22 protein-coding genes are annotated in these 19133 nt (G+C 70.0%); 12 read left to right on the top strand and 10 right to left on the bottom strand.

Translation table 11 applies throughout. From position 1 onward, the window contains the following. The 8 genes from E0W80_RS16820 to E0W80_RS16785 form a co-directional block, all read left to right on the top strand. The coding region (locus E0W80_RS16820) for an ABC transporter permease (RefSeq protein WP_346559712.1) at window positions 1-984 on the top strand (984 nt) is incomplete at its 5' end. Then, a complete protein-coding gene (locus E0W80_RS16815; protein ID WP_052193357.1) occupies window positions 981-1868 on the top strand; it encodes an ABC transporter permease in 888 nt (295 codons plus the stop codon). The genes E0W80_RS16820 and E0W80_RS16815, both read left to right, overlap by 4 nt. Next, window positions 1865-2770 (top strand): N-acetylmuramic acid 6-phosphate etherase, encoded by a 906-nt coding sequence (murQ, locus tag E0W80_RS16810; protein ID WP_131494204.1) that lies wholly within the window; start codon window positions 1865-1867, stop codon window positions 2768-2770. The genes E0W80_RS16815 and murQ overlap by 4 nt, the downstream gene beginning before the upstream one ends. Further along, window positions 2770-3960, top strand: a complete 1191-nt coding sequence (locus tag E0W80_RS16805; RefSeq protein WP_131494203.1) for an anhydro-N-acetylmuramic acid kinase — start codon at window positions 2770-2772, stop codon at window positions 3958-3960. The genes murQ and E0W80_RS16805 overlap by 1 nt, the downstream gene beginning before the upstream one ends. Continuing rightward, window positions 3957-4460: a GNAT family N-acetyltransferase gene (locus E0W80_RS16800; RefSeq protein ID WP_165875500.1), complete on the top strand. Its 504-nt coding sequence runs from the start codon at window positions 3957-3959 to the stop codon at window positions 4458-4460. Before E0W80_RS16805 ends, E0W80_RS16800 begins: the two co-directional genes overlap by 4 nt. Then, window positions 4457-5620, top strand: coding sequence for an enolase C-terminal domain-like protein (locus E0W80_RS16795; RefSeq protein ID WP_131494199.1), 1164 nt, complete (start codon window positions 4457-4459; stop codon window positions 5618-5620). The genes E0W80_RS16800 and E0W80_RS16795 overlap by 4 nt, the downstream gene beginning before the upstream one ends. Then, complete coding sequence (locus E0W80_RS16790) at window positions 5617-6702, top strand: serine hydrolase domain-containing protein (protein ID WP_131494198.1); 1086 nt, start codon at window positions 5617-5619, stop codon at window positions 6700-6702. Before E0W80_RS16795 ends, E0W80_RS16790 begins: the two co-directional genes overlap by 4 nt. Beyond that, a complete protein-coding gene (locus tag E0W80_RS16785) occupies window positions 6699-8327 on the top strand; it encodes an ABC transporter ATP-binding protein (RefSeq protein WP_131494196.1) in 1629 nt (542 codons plus the stop codon). The genes E0W80_RS16790 and E0W80_RS16785 overlap by 4 nt, the downstream gene beginning before the upstream one ends. A gap of 163 nt (window positions 8328-8490) precedes the next feature. On the opposite strand, the gene E0W80_RS19230 is transcribed toward E0W80_RS16785, so the two are convergent. From E0W80_RS19230 to E0W80_RS16760, 6 genes are all read right to left on the bottom strand, one after another. Continuing rightward, a complete protein-coding gene (locus E0W80_RS19230; protein WP_165875499.1) occupies window positions 8491-8658 on the bottom strand; it encodes a hypothetical protein in 168 nt (55 codons plus the stop codon). After that, the gene (locus E0W80_RS16780) at window positions 8655-9233 is read right to left on the bottom strand and encodes a YdeI/OmpD-associated family protein (RefSeq protein WP_131494194.1); all 579 of its coding nucleotides are present in this window, start codon (window positions 9231-9233) and stop codon (window positions 8655-8657) included. Before E0W80_RS16780 ends, E0W80_RS19230 begins: the two co-directional genes overlap by 4 nt. A gap of 3 nt (window positions 9234-9236) precedes the next feature. Continuing rightward, window positions 9237-10049, bottom strand: coding sequence for an HAD-IIA family hydrolase (locus tag E0W80_RS16775; RefSeq protein ID WP_047521068.1), 813 nt, complete (start codon window positions 10047-10049; stop codon window positions 9237-9239). A 70-nt stretch (window positions 10050-10119) separates the two neighbouring features. Beyond that, complete coding sequence (locus E0W80_RS16770; RefSeq protein ID WP_131494192.1) at window positions 10120-10749, bottom strand: metal-dependent transcriptional regulator; 630 nt, start codon at window positions 10747-10749, stop codon at window positions 10120-10122. Between the two features lie 47 nt (window positions 10750-10796). Continuing rightward, window positions 10797-11093 carry a hypothetical protein gene (locus E0W80_RS16765; protein WP_131494190.1) on the bottom strand — a complete coding sequence of 99 codons (297 nt, stop codon included), beginning with the start codon at window positions 11091-11093 and terminating at the stop codon, window positions 10797-10799. A 20-nt stretch (window positions 11094-11113) separates the two neighbouring features. Beyond that, the gene (locus E0W80_RS16760) at window positions 11114-12367 is read right to left on the bottom strand and encodes an Nramp family divalent metal transporter (RefSeq protein ID WP_131494208.1); all 1254 of its coding nucleotides are present in this window, start codon (window positions 12365-12367) and stop codon (window positions 11114-11116) included. 118 nt (window positions 12368-12485) lie between these two features. On the opposite strand from E0W80_RS16760, the gene E0W80_RS16755 reads away from it, so the two are divergent. After that, window positions 12486-13163: a TrmH family RNA methyltransferase gene (locus tag E0W80_RS16755; protein WP_240740574.1), complete on the top strand. Its 678-nt coding sequence runs from the start codon at window positions 12486-12488 to the stop codon at window positions 13161-13163. A gap of 30 nt (window positions 13164-13193) precedes the next feature. Here E0W80_RS16755 and E0W80_RS16750 read toward each other — a convergent pair whose 3' ends face one another. The 4 genes from E0W80_RS16750 to E0W80_RS16735 all read right to left on the bottom strand — a co-directional run bounded on the left by E0W80_RS16750 (window position 13194) and on the right by E0W80_RS16735 (window position 16912). Beyond that, window positions 13194-13538 carry a hypothetical protein gene (locus E0W80_RS16750; protein ID WP_131494188.1) on the bottom strand — a complete coding sequence of 115 codons (345 nt, stop codon included), beginning with the start codon at window positions 13536-13538 and terminating at the stop codon, window positions 13194-13196. A 145-nt stretch (window positions 13539-13683) separates the two neighbouring features. Continuing rightward, entirely contained in the window at window positions 13684-15006 is a 1323-nt protein-coding gene (locus tag E0W80_RS16745; protein ID WP_131494186.1) for an MATE family efflux transporter, read from the bottom strand. Between the two features lie 41 nt (window positions 15007-15047). Beyond that, the gene (locus E0W80_RS16740) at window positions 15048-16184 is read right to left on the bottom strand and encodes a HAMP domain-containing sensor histidine kinase (RefSeq protein WP_131494184.1); all 1137 of its coding nucleotides are present in this window, start codon (window positions 16182-16184) and stop codon (window positions 15048-15050) included. After that, window positions 16184-16912: a response regulator transcription factor gene (locus tag E0W80_RS16735; protein WP_047521046.1), complete on the bottom strand. Its 729-nt coding sequence runs from the start codon at window positions 16910-16912 to the stop codon at window positions 16184-16186. Before E0W80_RS16735 ends, E0W80_RS16740 begins: the two co-directional genes overlap by 1 nt. Window positions 16913-17025: 113 nt before the next feature. On the opposite strand from E0W80_RS16735, the gene E0W80_RS16730 reads away from it, so the two are divergent. The 3 genes from E0W80_RS16730 to E0W80_RS16720 are packed head-to-tail and all read left to right on the top strand — an operon-like array spanning window position 17026 to window position 19066. Further along, entirely contained in the window at window positions 17026-17688 is a 663-nt protein-coding gene (locus tag E0W80_RS16730) for a glycosyltransferase family 2 protein (RefSeq protein ID WP_047521044.1), read from the top strand. Beyond that, window positions 17685-18386: a DUF2064 domain-containing protein gene (locus E0W80_RS16725; protein WP_131494183.1), complete on the top strand. Its 702-nt coding sequence runs from the start codon at window positions 17685-17687 to the stop codon at window positions 18384-18386. The genes E0W80_RS16730 and E0W80_RS16725 overlap by 4 nt, the downstream gene beginning before the upstream one ends. Next, the gene (locus tag E0W80_RS16720; protein ID WP_047521043.1) at window positions 18383-19066 is read left to right on the top strand and encodes a class I SAM-dependent methyltransferase; all 684 of its coding nucleotides are present in this window, start codon (window positions 18383-18385) and stop codon (window positions 19064-19066) included. Before E0W80_RS16725 ends, E0W80_RS16720 begins: the two co-directional genes overlap by 4 nt. The last annotated feature ends 67 nt before the right edge of the window (window positions 19067-19133 follow it).

Below are 19133 nucleotides of genomic sequence, written 5' to 3'. Positions count from 1 at the left end.
CCCCACACGCGCATGTTCAGACAGCTCCTCCGCAACAGCGTGCTGCGACGCATCGTCGCCGCACTCGGCACGCTCCTCGGCGTCGCCATCTTCGTCTTCCTGATGCTGCGGGCCATCCCCGGCGATCAGATCAGCTCCGGCCTCGGCACGGAGGCGGCCGCCCTCACGCCGTCGCAACGCGCAGCCCTCGAGGCCTACTACGGGCTCGACCAGCCGCTCTTCGTGCAGTTCTTCTCCTGGCTGGGCAACATCTTCACCGGAAACCTCGGGTTCTCCTCTCGGGCCCAGACGAGCGTCCTCGATCTCACCGCCGCCGCTCTTCCCGTCACCTTCGAGCTCGCGATCTTCTCGATCGTGATCGCCCTGGCCATCGGCATCCCCCTCGGAATGCTCTCCGCCTCGAAGCCCGACTCGTTCCGCGACGGCGTCGGACAGGTCGTCGGCCTCGCCGGTCTCTCGATCCCCGCGTTCCTGCTCGGGACGGCGCTCCTGGCGATCCTCGCCTCCTCGTTCGGCTTCAACCCGAACGGTCAGGCCTACGCCACGCTGTTCGAGGACCCGCTGCTGAACCTCCAGCAGATGCTGCTGCCCTCGATCGTGCTCGGCTTCGGCATCGCCGCGCCGATCATGCGCACGACCCGCACCGCGGTGCTCGAGATCCGCGCCAACGACTTCATCCGCACGGCCAGGGCGAAGGGCGTCCCGCCGCGGCGGCTGCAGGTGCGTCACGTGCTCGGCAACGCCCTGGTTCCCATCGTCACGATGACCGGCCTGCAGTTCGGCTACCTCCTCGGCGGCGCCGTGGTGGTGGAGCAGATCTTCTCGCTCCCCGGCATCGGGCGACAGGTGCTCCTCGGCATCCAGCAGAAGGAATACGCACTCGTGCAGAGCACCGTCCTCGTGATCGCGCTCGCCTTCGTCATCGTCAACCTGCTCACCGACCTGCTCTACCGGGTCATCGATCCTCGGGTGCGTGCCGCATGACCGACATCTCTCAGACTCCGACCCTCGCCCCCGGCGGCGGGCGCAGCATGGAGCGCGTGCGTCTCCTGCTGCGCAGTCGCAGTGGACTCACGGGCCTCATCATCGTCGTCCTGCTGGCGGTGCTGAGCCTCGTCTCGGCGTTCGGGCTGCTGCCGTTCGACCCGCTCGCGCAGGATCCGCCGTCCCGCCTGCAGCCGCCGTCCGCCGTGCACTGGTTCGGCACCGATCAGTTCGGTCGCGACGTGTTCTCCCGCGTGGCCGCCGGTGTCGCCAATTCGGCGCTGATCTCGGTGGTCGCGGTGGCCTTCGCCACCGTCGTCGGAACCGTGTGCGGACTCATCGCCGGCTTCTACCGCGGCATCTCCGACGGCGCGATCACGGCGGTCACCAACGTGCTGTTCGCGTTCCCTCCGCTGCTGCTGGCCCTGTCGCTCGCGTCGGTGTTCGACCGCAACTGGTTCACCATCGCCGTGGCCATCGCGATCGTGTACGTGCCGATCTTCATCCGCGTCACCCGCGGACCCGTGCTGTCGCTGCGCGAGGTCGAGTACGTCAAGGCGGCCAAGAGCACGGGTCAGAGTCGCATGGCGACCATGTTCCGGCACGTGCTGCCGAACATCACATCGATCATCATCGTGCAGGTCACGCTCTCCCTGTCGTGGGCCGTGCTCACCGAGGCCTCGCTGAGCTTCCTCGGTCTCGGCACGCCGCCGCCCGCCCCATCGCTCGGCTCGATGATCTTCGAGGCGCGCACGCTCGTGACGATCGCGCCGTGGACGATGATCGCGCCCGGTGTGATCGTGGTGCTCCTCGTCGTCGGCCTGAACCTGCTCGGTGACGGGCTGCGCGACAGTCTCGACCCCCGGAACAGAGGAAAGCGATGACCCGGGAGGATCTCGGCGGGCTGGCCACGGAAGCCAGCGATCCGCGCTATGCGGAACTCGACCTGATGAGCGTGGCGGAACTCGCGCAGACCATGAACGAGGCGGACGCCACCGTGCCCGCCGCGGTGCAGCGCGCCCTGCCGCAGATCGTGCCCGCCATCGAGGAGACGGCCGCTCGCATGGCGCAGGGCGGCCGCCTGGTCTACGTCGGCGCGGGAACCCCCGGACGCATCGGTGTGCTCGACGCCTCGGAGTGCCCGCCCACGTTCAGCACGCCGCCGGAGCTCGTCTTCGCGATCATGGCCGGGGGCCCCGGCGCTATCGTGAACCCCGTCGAGGGTGCGGAGGATGACGCGGACGCGGGTGCTGCAGCGATCGACGCGGCCGGCATCGGTCCGCTCGACACCGTGATCGGCATCGCCTCCAGCGGACGCACGCCCTATGTGATCGCGGCCGTCCGCCGTGCGCGCGAGCTCGGAGCGCTCAGCATCGGTCTCTCGTGCAATGTCGGCACCGCGCTCAGTGCCGCGGCGGAGCACGGGATCGAGGTCGAGGTCGGCCCCGAGGTGCTCTCCGGCTCGACGCGGCTCAAGTCGGGCACGGCCCAGAAGCTCGTGCTCAACATGTTCTCGACCATCTCGATGGTGCGAAACGGCAAGGCGTACGGCAACCTGATGGTGGATGTGAAGGCCACCAACCACAAGCTGCGTGAGCGGGCCATCCGGATGGTGCAGACCATCGCGGCGGTCGACCGGGACGCGGCGCTGGCCGCTCTGGAATCGGCTGCCTACGACGTGAAGCTCGCGTCGATCATGATCCGTCGCGGGGAGGATCTCGCCGCGGCGACCGCACGACTGCATGCCGCCGACGGCCGGCTGCGCACCGCACTGGAGGAGAACTGATGCGCGTCCTCGGACTGATCTCCGGCACCTCGCACGACGGGATCGATGCCGCCGTCGTCGACTTCACGACCAGTGGCGGCTTCACCGCGCACGGCGTGGACCTGCGCGGCACGGTGCTCGCGGCGACGAGTGTGCCGTATACCCCCGAACTGCGGTCGCGGCTGATCGCGGCGCTGCCGCCGGCGCAGACGACGCTCGCCGAGGTCGCGGAGCTCGACACGCTCATCGGTCAGGCGTTCGCCGACGTCGCGGCCGACATCGCCGCAGAAGTGGGGGGCATCGACGCGGTCTGCTCGCACGGACAGACCGTGTACCACTGGGTCGACGGCGCGCACGCGCGGGGCACCCTGCAGATCGGGCAGCCCGCCTGGATCGCGGAGAAGGTGGGTGCCCCCGTGGTCTCCGACATCCGCATCCGCGACATCACGGTCGGTGGCCACGGTGCGCCGCTGGTGTCGTTCCTCGATGAGCTGCTGCTGCGCTCACGCGCCGGGGTGTCCGCCGCCCTGAACCTGGGCGGCATCTCGAACATGACGGTGGTGCGGCAGGACGGCCTGGTCGCCTACGACATCGGCCCCGCGAACGCACTCGTCGACGCGGTCATCGTGGAGCACGGCCTCAACCCGCTCGGCTACGACGACGACGCCGCGATCGCCCGCACCGGGCAGGTCGACGAGACGCTGCTGGCCGCTCTGCTCGAAGACCCCTACTACGCGCTCACCCCGCCCAAGAGCACGGGCAAGGAACACTTCCACCTCGGCTACGTGCACGAGCACCTCGCCGCGCAGGGGCGCGAGATCGCGGTGGCGGATGTCGTGCGGACACTGACCGAGCTCACCGTCCGCACGGTCGCACGCGACGTGGAGGCCGCGGGCATCGGGTTCCTCGCCGTGTCGGGCGGCGGCTGCCGCAACCCGCTGATCCTCGACGGACTGCGCGCCGCCCTGCCCGCGACCGAGGTCGTGCTGGCCGACGAACTGGGGGCTGCGGCCGACAGCAAGGAGGCGATCCTCCTCGCCCTGATCGGCTGGTCCACGATGCACGGCGTCCCCGCGATCGTCCCGGGCGGCACCGGTGCTCGCGAGCCGCGCATCCTGGGCACGATCACCCCGGGCGTCGGTCCGCTGCAGATGCCGGAACCCGTCGCCGCCATCGACTCCCTCGTGCTCACGGAGGCCGCGACATCGTGACCCTCCAGGTGCGCCCCGCCACCCCGGACGACCTGTCCGGGGTGCTCGAGGTGTTCCTCGCCTGCTGGCGGGAGAGCTACCGCGGCGTCCTCCCCGATGCGGCGATCGACGCCATGACCGACGCGCGCGCGGAGACGCTGTGGCGGCGGGTGCTCTCCGACCCGGTGGGCATCGTGCTCGTGGCCGAGCGGGACGGCGGGATCGTGGGGATCACCCGGTACGCGGCGACGTCGAACACCGACGGACTGGTCGACGGGGCCGTGCACTCCCTGTACGTGTCGCCGCGTGCTCACGGCGGCGGCATCGGCGGAGCGTTGCTGACGCGGGCGACGGCAGAGCTGCGGGAGGGCGGGGCCGAAGCCGCGACACTGTGGGTGTTCGCAGCGAATGCGCCGTCGATCGGTTTCTACGAGGCGAAGGGCTGGCATCCGGATGGGGCCACCCGCACGCAGCCGGAGTTCGGCGAGCCCGAGCAGCGCATGCGCAAGGAGTGGACATGAGCGCCGTGGTGCGTCTGCGCGTGCTCCGGGTGTCCTCACCGCTGGTGCGCCCGTTCATCACGGCCGTGCGGCAGACGGACCGTCTCGACGTCGTGCTGGTCGAGGCGACCGATGCGGAGGGGCGCCGCGGATACGGGGAAGCCGCCACGAGCTGGCGTGTCACGGGGGAGAGTCCGCAGAGCGTCGCCGCCGCGGTCGCAGGTCCGCTCGCCGACGCCGTGCTCGGTCGCGATGCCGGCGACGCCGGGCTCCCGGGGGACATCGCGCGGTCGATCTGGGGCAATGCGGCCGCCCGCAGCGCTGTCGAGTGCGCGGTCGCCGATCTCGCCTCCCAGCAGCACGAGGTCTCGCTCGTGGCCGGCCTCTCTCGCGCGCACGCGGTGCACAACTCCTCACGAACGTCGCACGTCCGCACCGACATGACCCTGTCCGTGGGAGAGCCGCAGGCGGTGGCGACGCTTTCTGAGGAGTACGTCACCGCAGGCTTCGGCTGCCTCAAGCTCAAGGCCTCGGCCGCGCACGACATCGTGGCCGCGCTACGGGCCGTCCGCGCGGCTGTCGGGCCCGACATCACCCTGCGCATCGACGCGAACCAGGCCTGGGACGCCGAGACCGCGATCCGGGTGATCCGTACCGCCGAGGACGCGGACCTCGGGCTCGAACTCGTCGAGCAGCCGGTCGCCGCCCACGACCTCGATGCGCTCGCCGCGGTGACGGCGGCCGTCGACACCCCGATCATGGCGGACGAGTCGGTGCGGACGGCCGAGGACGTGCGCGTGATCGCCGATCGGGGAGCCGCCGCCCTCGTGAACATCAAGCTCGCCAAGACGGGCGGTCCGGCCGAGGCGATCGCTGCCGCGGAGGCCGCACGAGAGGCGGGGCTGGGGGTCGTGATCGGCTGCATGATGGAGTCCCACGTCGGAGTGAGTGCCGCAGCCCACCTCGCAGCGGCCGTCGCTCCCGATGTCGTGCACGACCTGGACGCGGCGTCCTGGCTGCGTCGCTCACCCGTGGTGGGCGGGGTCGCCCCGTCCGGTGAGGTGCTGGCGCTCGGGGCGGGCACAGGGCTGGGCATCCTGGGGCTCGCATCCGACGCACAGACCGACATCCTCCTCGACCTCGATCGCGACCTCGGCCGCGGTGCGGAGGTGCGCGCATGACCGCCGTCGCCGCCGTCGCCGCCGTGCTCGGGATGGAGTCCGCCCCACGCGGAGTCGTCGCGGGCGTCGTGACCGAGGCGGGGCGTGAGGTCGCGGCCGGCGGCCTGGCCGACCTCGCCGGAACCCCGATGACCACCGAGACCGCGTTCGACATCGCCTCGGTCTCGAAGGTCGCGGCGACGACGACAGCGATCCTCAGACTGGTCAGCCGGGGCGACCTGCGCTTCGACGATCCGGTCGACCGCTTCGTCTCGGGGACCGCGTGCGCTCCGGGAACGACCGTGCGCCACCTCCTGCAGCACCGTGCGGGCCTGTGGGAGTGGCAGCCTCTCTACCTCGACCGAGCGCACGCCGGCGACCCCGCCGCCGCGGCGGATGCGATCCCGCTGCGATACGCCCTCGACGACGCCCGCCACTACTCCGACCTCGGCTTCATGCTCCTGGGCCGCATCGTCGCGGCGGTCACCGGGTTGCCTCTGGACGCCGCCGTCCGCGAGCTCGTCACCGCGCCCCTCGGCCTGGATCGCACGGCATACGGACCTGTCGGCCAGCCCGTCGCCTCGTCCGCGATCGGTGACGTCGCCGAACGCCGCATGGTCGCCACGGGGGAGCCCTACCCGATCCTCACCGCGGCGCGGGACTTCACCTGGCGCGAGGAGGAGATCACCGGCGTCGTGAACGACGGCAACTGCTTCCATGCTCTCGGTGGTGTCTCCGGCCACGCAGGGCTGTTCAGCACCGCGACCGACCTGCTGACCTTGGGGGCGGCGCTCGCCACGCCCGAACGCCATCCCGCGCTGTGGGGCCCGGACGACGTCGCCGAGCTCTTCCGCGACGGACCGGATGCCGGACAGGCGCTGGGGTGGCGCAGCGACACGGTCGCCGTCGCCGGCCGGCCGACCCGCGTGCTCTGGCACCCCGGCTTCACGGGCTGTGCCCTCGGGATCGTCCCGAACACCGGCACTGCCGCGGTGCTGCTGAGCACCCGCCTCTTCGCCCCCGAACCCGCACCGACCGAGGCGCTCTGGCGCACGGTGCTCCCCGCCCTCCTGGACGACAACGAAGGAACGAGAACATCATGAGCATCACCGAGCCCGTGCTGAGCATCAGCGGTCTCGCCGTCGCCTTCCGGACCGGTTCCGAGCTGGTCACCGCGATCAGCGACGTCAACATCGACATCGCCGCCGGTGAGACCGTCGCGGTCGTGGGCGAGTCGGGATCGGGCAAGTCGACCACCGCCGCGGCGGTCAACCGCCTGCTGCCGGAGAACGGCTCGATCACGGCCGGGAGCATCCGCTTCGACGGGCGCGAGCTGACCGACCTGCCCGAGAACGCGATGATCTCGCTGCGCGGCGCGGGGATCGGTCTCGTGCCGCAGGATCCGATGTCGAACCTCAACCCGCTCATGCGCGTGGGCGAGCAGATCGGCGAGGCCCTCGAGGTGCACGGCCACACGCACGGAGACGCCACGAAGGCCCGGGTCGTCGAGCTTCTGGAGATGGTGGGGATCGCGGACGCCGCGCAGCGCGCTCACCAGTACCCGCACGAGTTCTCCGGGGGTATGCGGCAGCGCGTGCTGATCGCGATGGGCCTCGCCTGCAAGCCGCGCCTGCTCATCGCCGACGAGCCCACCTCCGCTCTCGACGTGACGGTCCAGCGACGCATCCTCGACCAGCTCGACACGCTCACGGATGAGCTCGGCACCGCGGTCTTCCTGATCACCCACGACCTGGCCCTCGCCGCCGAGCGCGCCGACCGCATCGTCGTCATGTTCCGTGGCCGGGTGGTGGAGGAGGGGACGTCCGCCCAGGTCCTCGGCGCTCCGCAGCACGAGTACACCAAGCAGCTGCTCGCCGCGGCACCGAGCCTCGCGTCCCGCCGGGATGCCCTGCCGCAGCGCGAGGCCGCCACGGGCACTCCGTTCGTGGAGATCCGTGGCCTCCGCAAGGAGTTCGCGCTCCGCGCCCCCAAAGCGGGGGAACCGCAGACGTTCACCGCGGTCGACGGGGTGAGCTTCGAGATCCGGCGGGGCACCACGGTGTCGATCGTGGGGGAGTCGGGGTCCGGCAAGTCGACCACCGCGAACATGGTGCTCGGGCTCGAAGACGCCACGTCGGGATCGATCCTGTTCGACGGGCTCGACCTGACCACTCTCCGTCGCAAGGAGCTTTTCGCCCTGCGCCGTCGGGTGCAGCCCGTCTTCCAGAACCCCTACGCCTCACTCGACCCCCGCTACACCGTCGAGCAGTCGATCGCCGAGCCGCTGCGTGTCCACCGCATCGGCACGACGGCGTCCCGCAAGGCGCGGGTGCTCGAGCTGCTGGAACAGGTCGCCCTCCCCGCGGCGATGGCCGAGCGTCTGCCCCACGAGCTGTCGGGCGGACAGCGTCAGCGCGTCGCGATCGCCCGCGCCCTGGCGCTCGAGCCCGAACTCGTGGTGCTCGACGAAGCGGTGTCGGCGCTCGACGTGCTGGTGCAGGCGCAGATCCTCGATCTGCTCGCCGACCTGCAGAAGCGCCTGGGCCTGAGCTACCTGTTCATCAGCCACGACCTCGCCGTCGTGCGGATGATCTCCGACGAGGTGCACGTCATGCAGCGCGGTGTCGTGGTGGAGAGCGGCACGCCGGAGCGCATCTTCGACGACCCGCAGCATCCGTACACGCGGGAACTGCTCGCCGCGATCCCCGGGGCGTCGCTGGCGTCCTGAGCGGGAGCAGGTGTCACGCCTGTCGTCGGTTCACATGTCGGGAGGATGGGCGGATGTCGGGCGAATGCCCTTCATCCGCCCGACATCCGTGAAATCTCCCGACATCTGCTCCGGACGGCACACGGGCGGGGCGGCAGACGGGCGGGCCTCGACGACCGCGGGCTCAGCGCTTGCGGTCGTCGTCGTCCCAGGGGCCTTCCCACCAGCCCGCACGGCCGTCGTCCGAGCCGCCGCGACCACGGCGGGAGCGCACGAACTGCACGATGAACACGGTCAGCGAGCTGAGCAGGATCAGGAAGACCACGAGGAACAGCAGGTCGTTCTGGTTCATGGTCGCTTCCCCTCCGCGGCATCCGCCACGATCTTGGCGATGCGGGCCGACCGGGTCTCCGGGCGCTTGGCCATCGCGATGCGCGTGAGACCGAACTTCTTCACCGACTTCGGGAACGCGTCCCAGTTCTCGCGCGCAGCGGGGGCGGCATCGAGGGCGGCGGCGAACTCGTCCGGCTCGATCCCGGCCTCGGGGCCGTCGAGCACGGTCCAGGAGCCGTTCGCCTTCGCCGTCTCCAGCACACGGATCCCGGCCGGGGCGAGCAGCCCCTCCGCCTCGAGTTCCGCGATCCGAGCCTTGTTCGTCGCCGCCCATCCGCTGCCGGGACGGCGAGGCGAGAACCACTGTCCGACGGCGCGCTCGTCCGTTCCCTCGCCGAACACGCGCACCGGGCCGTCGATCCATCCGAAGCAGAGCGCATGCCGCACGGCGTCCTCGTACTCGACACCGTCGGCGGCACCCCGCACGCTCAACAGCCAGACGCCCGTGGTCCGCTCGTGGTTCTCCTGGAGCCAGGTGCGCCAGGCGACCGCATCGGCCGCCCGAATCCGCTCGCCGTCTTCCAGTGCGCCCATGGGCTACTTCTTCGTCTTCACCGTCGGGATCGTCTCGGTGATCCGCGGCAGCAGGTCGGCCACGGACTGCACGATCTCATCGGGGCGGAACGGGTACTTCTCGACCTCGGCCTGGTCGCTGATCCCGGTGAGGACCAGGACGGTGTGCAGGCCCGCCTCGATGCCGGCCACGACGTCGGTGTCCATCCGGTCGCCGATCATGCCGGTGCGCTTCGAGTGCGCGCCGATCTTGTTCAGCGCCGACCGGAACATCATCGGGTTCGGCTTGCCGACCACGTAGGGCTCCTTGCCGGTGGCCTTGGTGATGAGGGCCGCGATCGCACCGGTGGCCGGGAGCGGCCCGTCGGTGCTCGGACCCGTGGCATCCGGGTTCGTGACGATGAACCGCGCGCCGCCGATGATGAGGCGGATCGCCTTCGTGATCGCCTCGAACGAGTAGTTGCGCGTCTCGCCGACGACCACGAAGTCGGGGTTCGTCTCGGTCATGATGAAGCCGGCGTCGTGCAGGGCGGTGAGGATGCCGGCCTCGCCGATCACGAACGCCGAGCCACCGGGCAGCTGCTGCTTCAGGAAGTCGGCGGTGGCGAGGGCCGAGGTCCAGATGCGCTCCTCGGGCACGTGCAGTCCGCTGATGCGGAGGCGTGCCGACAGGTCGCGCGCGGTGAAGATCGAGTTGTTGGTGAGCACCAGGTACGGGATGCCTGCGCTCTCCCACCCGGCGAGCAGTTCGGACGCCCCGGGAATGGCGTCGTTCTCATGGACGAGCACACCGTCCATGTCGGTGAGCCAGCATTCGATGTCGTCACGTTGTGCCATGTGCACAGCCTAGAGGGCGAGGGTTGCCGGCACATGTCCGTGTGGCAGAGGGGTGCCGCAACAGATCGGTTCAGGCGGTGAGCCAGATCACGTCCGCGGCGTGCGCGACCTCGGCGTCGGTGCCGTCGACAGACACACCGGCGGCGGTCACCGTGACCTCGACGCCGACCGCGATGCCCGCGGCCTCGACGGCGCGGAGCACTTCCGGATCCTGGTCGCTCACCCGCAGCACGCGTCCCGTGTGTCCGACCGCGGCATCGGCCAGAAGCACGAACGGCACCCGCTCCACGTGCCCGTCGACATCGGGGATCGCATCGCCGTGCGGGTCGAAGCGGGGGCGTCCGAGGCGGGCGTCGATGCCTTCCAGCAGTCGGTCGCTGATGGTGTGTTCGAGCACCTCGGCCTCGTCGTGCACCTCGTCCCAGCCGTAGTCGAACTCCTGCACCAGCCAGGTCTCGACCAGCCGGTGCCGGCGCACCATCGCGAGGGCGCGGGCTGTGCCGGCCTCCGTCAGCCGCACCGCGCCGTAGGGCACGTGCGAGACGAGCCCCGCGGCGGCGAGCTTCTTGACCATCTCGGTGACAGACGAGGGGGCGATGCCGAGCTTCGCGGCGAGCACCGACGGGGTGATCGGCGCATCCTGCCACTCGGTGTGCGCGTAGACGGTCTTCAGATAGTCGTCAGCTGCGGGGGAGGCCACCCGACCAGCCTACGCGGTGCTCTCCCGCGCCCAGGCAGCGACGGAGGTCAGCCCAGGGCGCTCAGGAAGATGAACGCCGCCTGCCCCGCGAAGAACAGGACGAGGAATCCGAGGAGGGCGGCGGCCAGCGAGAGCCGGCCGTCGAACCCCTCGACCTCGTCGATGCCGACCTTGCGGGCACGGAACGCGAGCACGAGGGTGGCCACGCCGAGGGCCAGCTGCACCCAGGGGCTGGCGGGCCCGATGACCTTCGGGAAGGCGATCAGCAGCCCACCGATGATGCCGGTCGCGAAGCCGGTCCAGGTGAGGATGCGGACGGTGCGGCGAGCGCTCTCGGCAGACATGCCTCCGAGCCTATCCGGGCTCAGGCTCCCGTCAGCACCAGCCAGAGCAGGGCGCCGTTCAGTGCGATCAGCAGCACCGAGGCCACGATGCCGGCTGCTGTCGTCCACCGTCGATTGACCCAGGCGCCGAGGGTCCGTCGCTGTGCCGTGAGCACGACCAGCGGAATCAGGGCGAACGGGATCCCGAAGGACAGCACCACCTGACTGAGGACGAGGGCGAGCGTCGGATCGAAACCGATCCCGAGGATCACGAGAGCGGGGATCAGCGTCACCAGTCGCCGTGCGAGCAGGGGGACGCGCACGTGCAGCAGGCCGTGCATGATCTCGGCTCCCGCGTAGGCGCCGACCGACGTCGAGGCGAGACCGGAAGCGAGCAGGCCGACCGCGAAGAACGTGGCGACGACCGGTCCGAGGCCGGCGGCGAGGGCGGCGTGCGCCCCCTCGAGTGAGTCGGTGCCTTCGACCCCCGCCAGGTTCGCGGCGGCGAGCAGAAGGATGCAGAGGTTGACCGAACCTGCGATCACCATCGCGACCGAGACGTCCCAGCGGGTGGCGGTGAGGAGCCGACGGATGCGCGAGCTCTCGGTGCGCACGGCTTCGTCGCCGGCGTGCGCGGTCGTCGCCCCGAAACGGTCGCGGGCGAGGGAGGAGTGCGCGTAGATCGCGTGCGGCATGATCGTCGCCCCGAGGATCGAGGCTGCCAGCAGCACGGATCCGGTGTCCTCGAAGCGCGGCACCATGCCGCCCAGGATCCCTGCCGGATCCGGCGGAGCCACGAACACACCGGCGACGAAGCCGATCGTGATGATGGCCATCAGTCCGATGATCACGAACTCGAACGGACGTGCGCCACGACGGTTCTGCACCGTGAGGAGGATCATCGAGACGGCGCCCGTGATCAGGCCGCCGAGCAGCAGGGGTACGTCGAAGAGCAGGTTCAGGGCGACCGCCCCGCCGATGATCTCCGCGAGATCGGTGGCCATCGCGACGAGTTCGGCCTGCACCCAGTACGCCCGGCGTGCCCACGGGCGGCGCAGGCGTGTGCCCAGCACCTCGGGAAGGCTCTGCCCCGTGACGACCCCCAGTTTCGCGGAGAGATACTGGATGAGCCAGGCCATGACGTTGCCGGCGACGACGACCCAGACCAACAGGTAGCCGTACTGGGCGCCCGCCGTCATGTTGCTCGCGACGTTTCCCGGGTCGAGGTAGGCGACCCCGGCGACGAGGGCGGGTCCGAGCAGCCACAGCCCGCGGGGCGCGGTCGCCGGGGTCAGATCCTTCGTGGTTCCCGGAAGCACAGAATTTTTAGGCACACCGAAACCGTAGCGTATTTTTCGGTACGCCTAAAAGTCCTCGGTGCCGGCTCCGCAGAGGCGGCGATAGCCTGGCGGGATGGATGATGCCTCGGCGGACCGCACGACACCGGACCTTTCGGCGGCCGCGGCGACGGGCTCCATCGGCCAACCCGGCTACGGCGTCGGGCCCTGGCCGGGCGGTGCGGAGGCCTGGCCCGAGGGGGAGCAGTACGACCCTGTCCTCTTGGCCGAGGGTGACACCCGCAACGTGATCGACCGCTACCGCTACTGGCGGATGGAGGCGATCGTGGCCGACCTCGACACCCAGCGGCATCCGTTCCACGTCGCCATCGAGAACTGGCAGCACGACATGAACATCGGGTCGATCGTGCGCAGCGCCAACGCCTTCCTCGCCGACACCGTGCACATCATCGGTCGCCGACGGTGGAACAAGCGCGGGGCGATGGTGACCGATCGCTACCAGCACGTCGTGCACCACGAAGACGTCGAGACCTTCGCGGCGTGGGCTGCGGCCGAAGGGCTTCCGATCATCGCGGTCGACAACGTCGACGGTGCCGTCCCCGTCGACAAGGCAGATCTCCCGCTCCGCTGCGTCCTGCTCTTCGGTCAGGAGGGGCCGGGATTGTCCAGCGAAGCGCTCGCCGCGGCCTCCGCGCACATCGAGATCACCCAGTACGGCTCGACGCGCTCGATCAACGCCAGCGCTGCGGCGGCCGTGATCATGTACGAGTGGTGCCGCCGTTACGACGGCTGAGCCGTCGCGACGACGACCGTCGAGCAGTCGTCAGCCGCGGTCGATGCCGAAGATGTGGCGATAGATCGCGCTGACGTCCCGGTCGAGGTGATCGATGCGCTCGTGGATGGCCCGGATCTCGGTGCGCACGCCGCTGAACTCGGTGCCCGACTCGGTGCGCACGCTGGCGAACTCGTTCCTGAACTCGGTCCGGACGCTGGCGAACTCGTTCCTGAATTCGGTCCGGACGCTGGCGAACTCGTTCTTCAGCTCGGTGCGCACGCCGTCGAAGCCGTTCTGCATCGTTCGCAGGAACATCGTCGACATGAGCGTGAGCGTTCCGAACATGGCTGCGGCGAAGACACCGATCAGTGTCCAGACCTGTGGTTCCGTCATCCCCAGCATCCCTTCATTGTTCCTCGATGATCGTCGAGGCGCCAGGGAACGGAGGCCTAGTATTCCGGGGAACTCAGCGATTGTGGAGAAGTCGTTCTCGCGGAAGTCTGTGCAGTCAGCTCAGCCGCGGAACCGGCACCCGGGATCACGCCGACGCGGTGAGCCAGCGCCCTGAGCGCACGCGCCAGCCGAGGGTGCCGAGCCGGGCGAGCAGATAGACGCCGAAGAAAGCCACGGCCAGCCAGACGAGGCCCGCGGATCCGTCGACGCCGACCGCGGAGATGATCCACAGTGCCGGCAGGAACGGCACGAGGTTCACGCCACCGGCGATCGCGAGGTACCGCGCATCGTTCGCGCCCATGAGCACCCCGTCGAGCACGAAGACGACTCCGGCGATGGGCTGGGCGACGGCGAGCACGAGCAGCGCCGGCTGCACGAGAACGGCGACCTCGGCGTCGCCGGTGAACACGATGCCGAGCACCCCGGAGAGGGCGGCGATCAGCCCGCCGACGATCACGCCGAACCACGCACCCCAGGCCACCGTCCGTGCCAGCACCCGGTGCACCTGTCGCTCGTCGCCGGCACCGAGTTCCTTGCCGATCAACGCCTGCGCGGCGATCGCGAGTGCGTCGAGAGCGAAGGCCGCAGCCGAGAAGATCGTGAACACGATCTGCCACCCGGCCAGTTCATCGGTCCCGATCCCGGTCGCGATCCCCACCGTCGCGAGCAGCGCGACACGCAGGCTCACAGTGCGCAGGAACAACCAGCCGCCCGACGTGGCCGTGCTGCGGATGCCGGCGCGCTGCGCGCGGAGCGAGGCCCTGTGGCGCGTGGCCAGGTGGCGGACCACCAGGGCATAGGCGGCCACCATCCCCCACTGCGCGGTCACGGTTCCGGCGGCCGAGCCCGCGATGCCCCAGCCGAGTCCGTAGATGAACAGCCAGTTCAGCAGGGCGTTCGCGCCGAAGCCGAGCCCTGCGATCCAGAGCGGCGTCATGGTGTCCTGCATGCCCCGGAGCAACCCGGTCGCCGCGAACACGATCAGCATCGCGGGGAGACCCCACATCGAGATCACGAGGTATTCGTTGGCCTGTGCGGCGACGGCCTCGCTCGCGCCGAAGAGCGATACGAGCCAGGGCGAGGAGACGGCGCCGATCACCGCGAGGACGGCTCCCAGTCCGAGGGCGAGCCACATCCCGTTGATGCCGACCGACACGGCCTCACCCGGCTGACCTGCGCCGAAGCGACGCGCCACCGCCGGCGTGGTCGAGTAGGCCAGGAAGACCATGAGTCCGACGATGGTCTGCAGCACGGCCGCGGCGATGCCGAGCCCGGCGAGCGGAGTCGTGCCGAGATGTCCGACCAGCGCGGCATCGACGATCAGGAAGGCCGGCTCCGCGACCAGCGCGCCGAGAGCAGGAATGGCCAGGCGCAGGATCTCTCGGTTGAGGGAGGTGCGCGCGGTCATCCTCCGAGCCTATGACCTGGCACGGACCTCGTCCGCCCGCCTCAGGCGCCCACGGGCAAGCGGATGTCGAACCGCGACCCGCCGTCGGCGTTGTGCGCGCTGATCACCCCGTTGTGCGCCTCGACGATGCCGCGCGCGATCGCGAGCCCGAGGCCGGCACCGCTCGTGCCGTGGACGCTCGTGCCGGGCGTTCGCGCGTCGGTGCCCCGCCACCCCGGTTCGAAGACGCTCGTCAGGTTCTCGTGGGCGATGCCCGAGCCGGTGTCCTGGACCGAGAGCACCATCGCGTCGTCTTCGCGGCTGGTCCTGATGCGGATCGTCCCTCCGGCCGGTGTGTGCTCGATCGCGTTGGCGAGCAGGTTGGTCATCACGCGGGCGAGCTCGCGCGCGTCACCGACGACGGTGTGATCCGGGCTGGTCAGCTCGACGAGCGCGACCTCCTTCGCCCGGGCGACCGGCGCGAGCTCGGCGACCGCGTCGCTGACCAGATCGTGCAGGGACATCGGTTCGAGACGGAGCGTCAGTGTGCCGGACGAGATCTTCGAGACCTCGAACAGGTTGTCGACGAGGTCGCTCATGTGGTCGACCTGGCGGCGCATCTGACGATGGAAGCGGGCAGGGTCCTCGGCCAGGCCGTCATCCAGTGCTTCCGTCATCGCCCGCAGCCCGGCGAGAGGACTGCGCAGGTCGTGCGAGATCCACGCGATCAACTCGCGCCGCGAACGATCGAGGAGCTGCACCTCCTCGCGTGCCGCCGCGAGCCGTTCACTGGTCGAGACGAGTTCGGCGGCCACGCGGGCGAACTCCGTGTTCACGGGGAGGGCGCCCGTGTCCTCGAGCAGTTCGCCCTCACCGATCGAATGTGTGAGCCTCTGCAGCGAGCGGGCGTCGCGGACGAGCCGGGCCGCGAGCAGCACGGCGACGGCGACCGCGACGACGGCGGAGATGGCGGTCACCACGACCACGACGAGAAGGTCGTGGGGAGAGATGTACATCGCCTCGGCGACCGCGAGCACCCCGGCGGCGAAGGACAGCACCACGGCGAGGATCACGATGCACAGCTGCAGCATCAGTGAGCGCCGGCGCAGCAGCCACAGCGCGAGCAGGCCGGCCCCTCCGACGAGGAGAGCCCATCCGAGAGCGATGGCTGCGATCGTGACGACATCGGCGAACGGCATCAGCGGTCCTCCCATTCGAGGCGGTACCCCACGCCCCACACCGTCACGAGAACCGTGGGGGATCCGGGGTCGTCTTCGATCTTCTCCCGAAGTCGCCGGGTGGTGACCGTGACCGTCGAGAGGTCTCCGATCTCCCATCCCCAGACCCGACGCAGCAGCGTGGGCCGATCGAACGTCTGCCGCGGGTGCTTGAGGAAGAACGCGAACAGTTCGAACTCGCGCACCGACAGCTCGAGCGGCACGCCGTCCCGAGTGACGATCCTGGCCGAGGGATCGAGGTGGAAGGGGCCGAGGTCGAACGGAGCCTCCCGCGCGAATTCGGGAAGGCTCCGGCGCAGCACCGAGTTCACGCGGAGGACCAGTTCCCGGGGAGAGAAGGGCTTGACCACGTAGTCATCGGCACCGGCTTCCAGACCGTCGATGCGGTCCTCCTCCGAACCGAGGGCCGTGAGCATGATGATCGGGACGTCCGAGGCGGCCCGGATCCGCCGGCACACCTCGGCGCCGTCGATTCCGGGGAGCATCCGGTCGAGAACGATCAGGTCGGGAGCGCTCGCCGCGGCCGATGCCAGACCGGTGAAGCTGTCGGTGGCGTGATCGACGAGGTACCCCGCGGCGCGCAGATACGCCTGCACGACCTCGCTCACCGTCGCATCGTCCTCGATCACGAGCACCCGGCGGTCGGCGAGTTCCGCGAGGTGCGGAGGCGGAACGGACGGCGCGGACATGCTCTCATCGTAGGTTCGGAGGTCCTCCCCGTCACCCGCTCGGAGGGCAACCTTCCTCGGTTCGTAAGAGTTGACGGATGTCGCCGGGGGGACATCTTCTCTAGCGTCGCGATATGGCCTTTCCCACCGACGTCGTCTTCCCCTGTCTGAATGAGGCGGAGGCGCTGCCCGGGGTGCTGGCCGCCCTTCCCTCCGGTGCGCGGGCGATCGTCGTCGACAACGGCTCCACCGACGGGTCGGCGGAGATCGCGCGTCGTCTCGGAGCGCTGGTGATCCAGGAGCCACGGCGCGGGTACGGCTCCGCTGTGCATGCCGGACTGCGTGCGGCCACGGCACCCGTCGTCGCCTTCTGCGACGCCGACGGATCGTTCGACCTGACCGAGCTCGATCGGCTCGCGGGCCCCGTGCATCGAGGCGAGAGCGACCTCATGTTCGGGCGTCGCCGTGTCGGTGGGCGAGGGGCGTGGCCGATCCATGCGCGATTCGCGAACACGGTGCTGCTGTCGATGGTGCGTCGGCGTACCGGGCTCTCGATGCACGATCTCGGTCCGTTCCGGGCCGGGCGTCGCGAGATGCTCCTCGACCTCGGGATGGAGGATCGGCGCAGCGGCTATCCCCTCGAACTCCTGCTGCGTGCCTGGCGGAAGGGGCTGCGCATCGGCGAGACCGATGTCTCCTACCGCCCGCGGACCGGCCGGTCGAAGGTCACCGGAACCGTCCGGGGCACCCTGATCGCGGTGTCGGATATGCACCGGACGTTGAGGAGGCTCGCATGAACGCCGAGACGACGATCATCGTGATGGCGAAGGAGTGTCTGCCGGGAAAGGTCAAGACCCGGCTGCATCCGCCCTTCACGCTGGAGGAGGCGGCGGACATCGCACAGGCGAGCCTCGCCGACACGCTCGACGCAGTGGGGGCGACCGGGCTCCCGGTCGTCGTCTGCGCGCAGGGAGACGTATCCGTTCCCGCGGGCTTCCGGGTCATCCCCCAGGTCTCGGGCGGGCTGGACGAGCGGATCGGCGCAGCGCTGGACTCCGTTCCCGGGAGGGTGCTCCTGGTCGGCATGGACACCCCTCAGCTGGATCCGATGCTGCTGCGCGCACTCGCCGATGACTGGCCGGAAGACGTCGACGCCTGGATCGGACCGGCGACCGACGGAGGCTTCTGGCTCCTCGGGATCGACGATCTTCGCCCCGGACGGTTGGGATCGTGCTCGCGAGGGGACCTCGTCCGCGGTGTGCCGATGTCGGTGTCGGACACCGGGGCGCATCAGCGCCGACGCCTGGTACGGATGTGGCTCCGCGTGCGCGACGCCCCTCCTCTCACGGACATCGACGATCTCGCCTCGCTGCGGGAGGTCGCGGCCGTTCTGTCTCCGCAGGGGCATCTCGCCGGCCTGCTTCCCCGCTTCTCGGATGTCTTCGAGGCCACGGCTGCCGTCGGCCGCGCGGGCGAAGGGAACGGGCGAGGATGAGCAACGCGACCGCCGCGCACTTCGGGGCCGGAGGCGATGCACCCTACGACTTCGCCCTGCGCAACGGGGGAGGGATGCTGCGCCTGATCGAACTCGGGGAGGGAACCGAGCATCGGGTCGAGGTCGGTCGCTTCCTCGCCGCTGCGGACGCTGCCGACGACTCGGTGATCGCCCGGATCCGAGGGCCCGTGCTCGATGTCGGATGCGGGCCGGGGCGGATACTCCACGCCGCGATCGTGGCCGGACACCTCGGGCTGGGGGTCGACGTCGCGATGTCCGCCGTCGAGCACGCCAGGCAGCAGGGCCTGCCCGCGCTGCAGCGTTCCGTGTTCGATCCGCTGCCGCAGGAGGGCTCCTGGGGCACGCTGCTGCTCCTGGACGGGAACATCGGCATCGGGGGCGAGCCGGACGCACTGCTCGCCCGGTGCGGGCAGATCGTCGGTCCGGGGGGACGTGTGATCGTCGAAGTCGATCCGCACCCGACGCGGGACCGGGGGTATCAGGCGACCGTCGTCGACATCGACGGCCGATCGAGCTCGCCCTTCCCGTGGTACGAGATCGGAGCGACGGCACTCCGCGATCGGGTGCACGGGACGGGGTTGCAGATCATCGAGACGTGGACGCTGTCGGGGCGGGCGTTCGTGAGCCTCACCCGTCTGCCGGATCCCTGTCGCGAGTGACGACGTCCGTGCCGTTCTTTCGGTTTTCTTGGGTGGGATCTAAGCTGAGATTGGGTATGCCATCAAT

Source organism: Microbacterium sp. PI-1 (assembly GCF_004337555.1).
GTDB classification, from domain to species: Bacteria; Actinomycetota; Actinomycetes; order Actinomycetales; family Microbacteriaceae; genus Microbacterium; species Microbacterium aurugineum.
The sequence above is the reverse complement of the archived record's forward strand: the minus strand, read 5'-3'. Positions and strand labels throughout refer to the sequence as shown.

What these genes read in the sequence shown, in the direction of transcription:
- E0W80_RS16735 (WP_047521046.1), bottom strand. Translation starts at nt 16,912, where the DNA reads ATGTCCGCGCCGTCCGTTCCGCCTCCGCACCTCGCGGAACTCGCCGAC.
- E0W80_RS16730 (WP_047521044.1), top strand. Translation starts at nt 17,026, where the DNA reads ATGGCCTTTCCCACCGACGTCGTCTTCCCCTGTCTGAATGAGGCGGAG.
- E0W80_RS16755 (WP_240740574.1), top strand. Translation starts at nt 12,486, where the DNA reads ATGGATGATGCCTCGGCGGACCGCACGACACCGGACCTTTCGGCGGCC.
- E0W80_RS16745 (WP_131494186.1), bottom strand. Translation starts at nt 15,006, where the DNA reads ATGACCGCGCGCACCTCCCTCAACCGAGAGATCCTGCGCCTGGCCATT.
- E0W80_RS16725 (WP_131494183.1), top strand. Translation starts at nt 17,685, where the DNA reads ATGAACGCCGAGACGACGATCATCGTGATGGCGAAGGAGTGTCTGCCG.
- E0W80_RS16720 (WP_047521043.1), top strand. Translation starts at nt 18,383, where the DNA reads ATGAGCAACGCGACCGCCGCGCACTTCGGGGCCGGAGGCGATGCACCC.
- E0W80_RS16790 (WP_131494198.1), top strand. Translation starts at nt 5,617, where the DNA reads ATGACCGCCGTCGCCGCCGTCGCCGCCGTGCTCGGGATGGAGTCCGCC.
- murQ (WP_131494204.1), top strand. Translation starts at nt 1,865, where the DNA reads ATGACCCGGGAGGATCTCGGCGGGCTGGCCACGGAAGCCAGCGATCCG.
- E0W80_RS16805 (WP_131494203.1), top strand. Translation starts at nt 2,770, where the DNA reads ATGCGCGTCCTCGGACTGATCTCCGGCACCTCGCACGACGGGATCGAT.
- E0W80_RS16815 (WP_052193357.1), top strand. Translation starts at nt 981, where the DNA reads ATGACCGACATCTCTCAGACTCCGACCCTCGCCCCCGGCGGCGGGCGC.
- E0W80_RS16785 (WP_131494196.1), top strand. Translation starts at nt 6,699, where the DNA reads ATGAGCATCACCGAGCCCGTGCTGAGCATCAGCGGTCTCGCCGTCGCC.
- E0W80_RS16775 (WP_047521068.1), bottom strand. Translation starts at nt 10,049, where the DNA reads ATGGCACAACGTGACGACATCGAATGCTGGCTCACCGACATGGACGGT.
- E0W80_RS16795 (WP_131494199.1), top strand. Translation starts at nt 4,457, where the DNA reads ATGAGCGCCGTGGTGCGTCTGCGCGTGCTCCGGGTGTCCTCACCGCTG.
- E0W80_RS16780 (WP_131494194.1), bottom strand. Translation starts at nt 9,233, where the DNA reads ATGGGCGCACTGGAAGACGGCGAGCGGATTCGGGCGGCCGATGCGGTC.
- E0W80_RS16740 (WP_131494184.1), bottom strand. Translation starts at nt 16,184, where the DNA reads ATGCCGTTCGCCGATGTCGTCACGATCGCAGCCATCGCTCTCGGATGG.
- E0W80_RS16750 (WP_131494188.1), bottom strand. Translation starts at nt 13,538, where the DNA reads ATGACGGAACCACAGGTCTGGACACTGATCGGTGTCTTCGCCGCAGCC.
- E0W80_RS16765 (WP_131494190.1), bottom strand. Translation starts at nt 11,093, where the DNA reads ATGTCTGCCGAGAGCGCTCGCCGCACCGTCCGCATCCTCACCTGGACC.
- E0W80_RS19230 (WP_165875499.1), bottom strand. Translation starts at nt 8,658, where the DNA reads ATGAACCAGAACGACCTGCTGTTCCTCGTGGTCTTCCTGATCCTGCTC.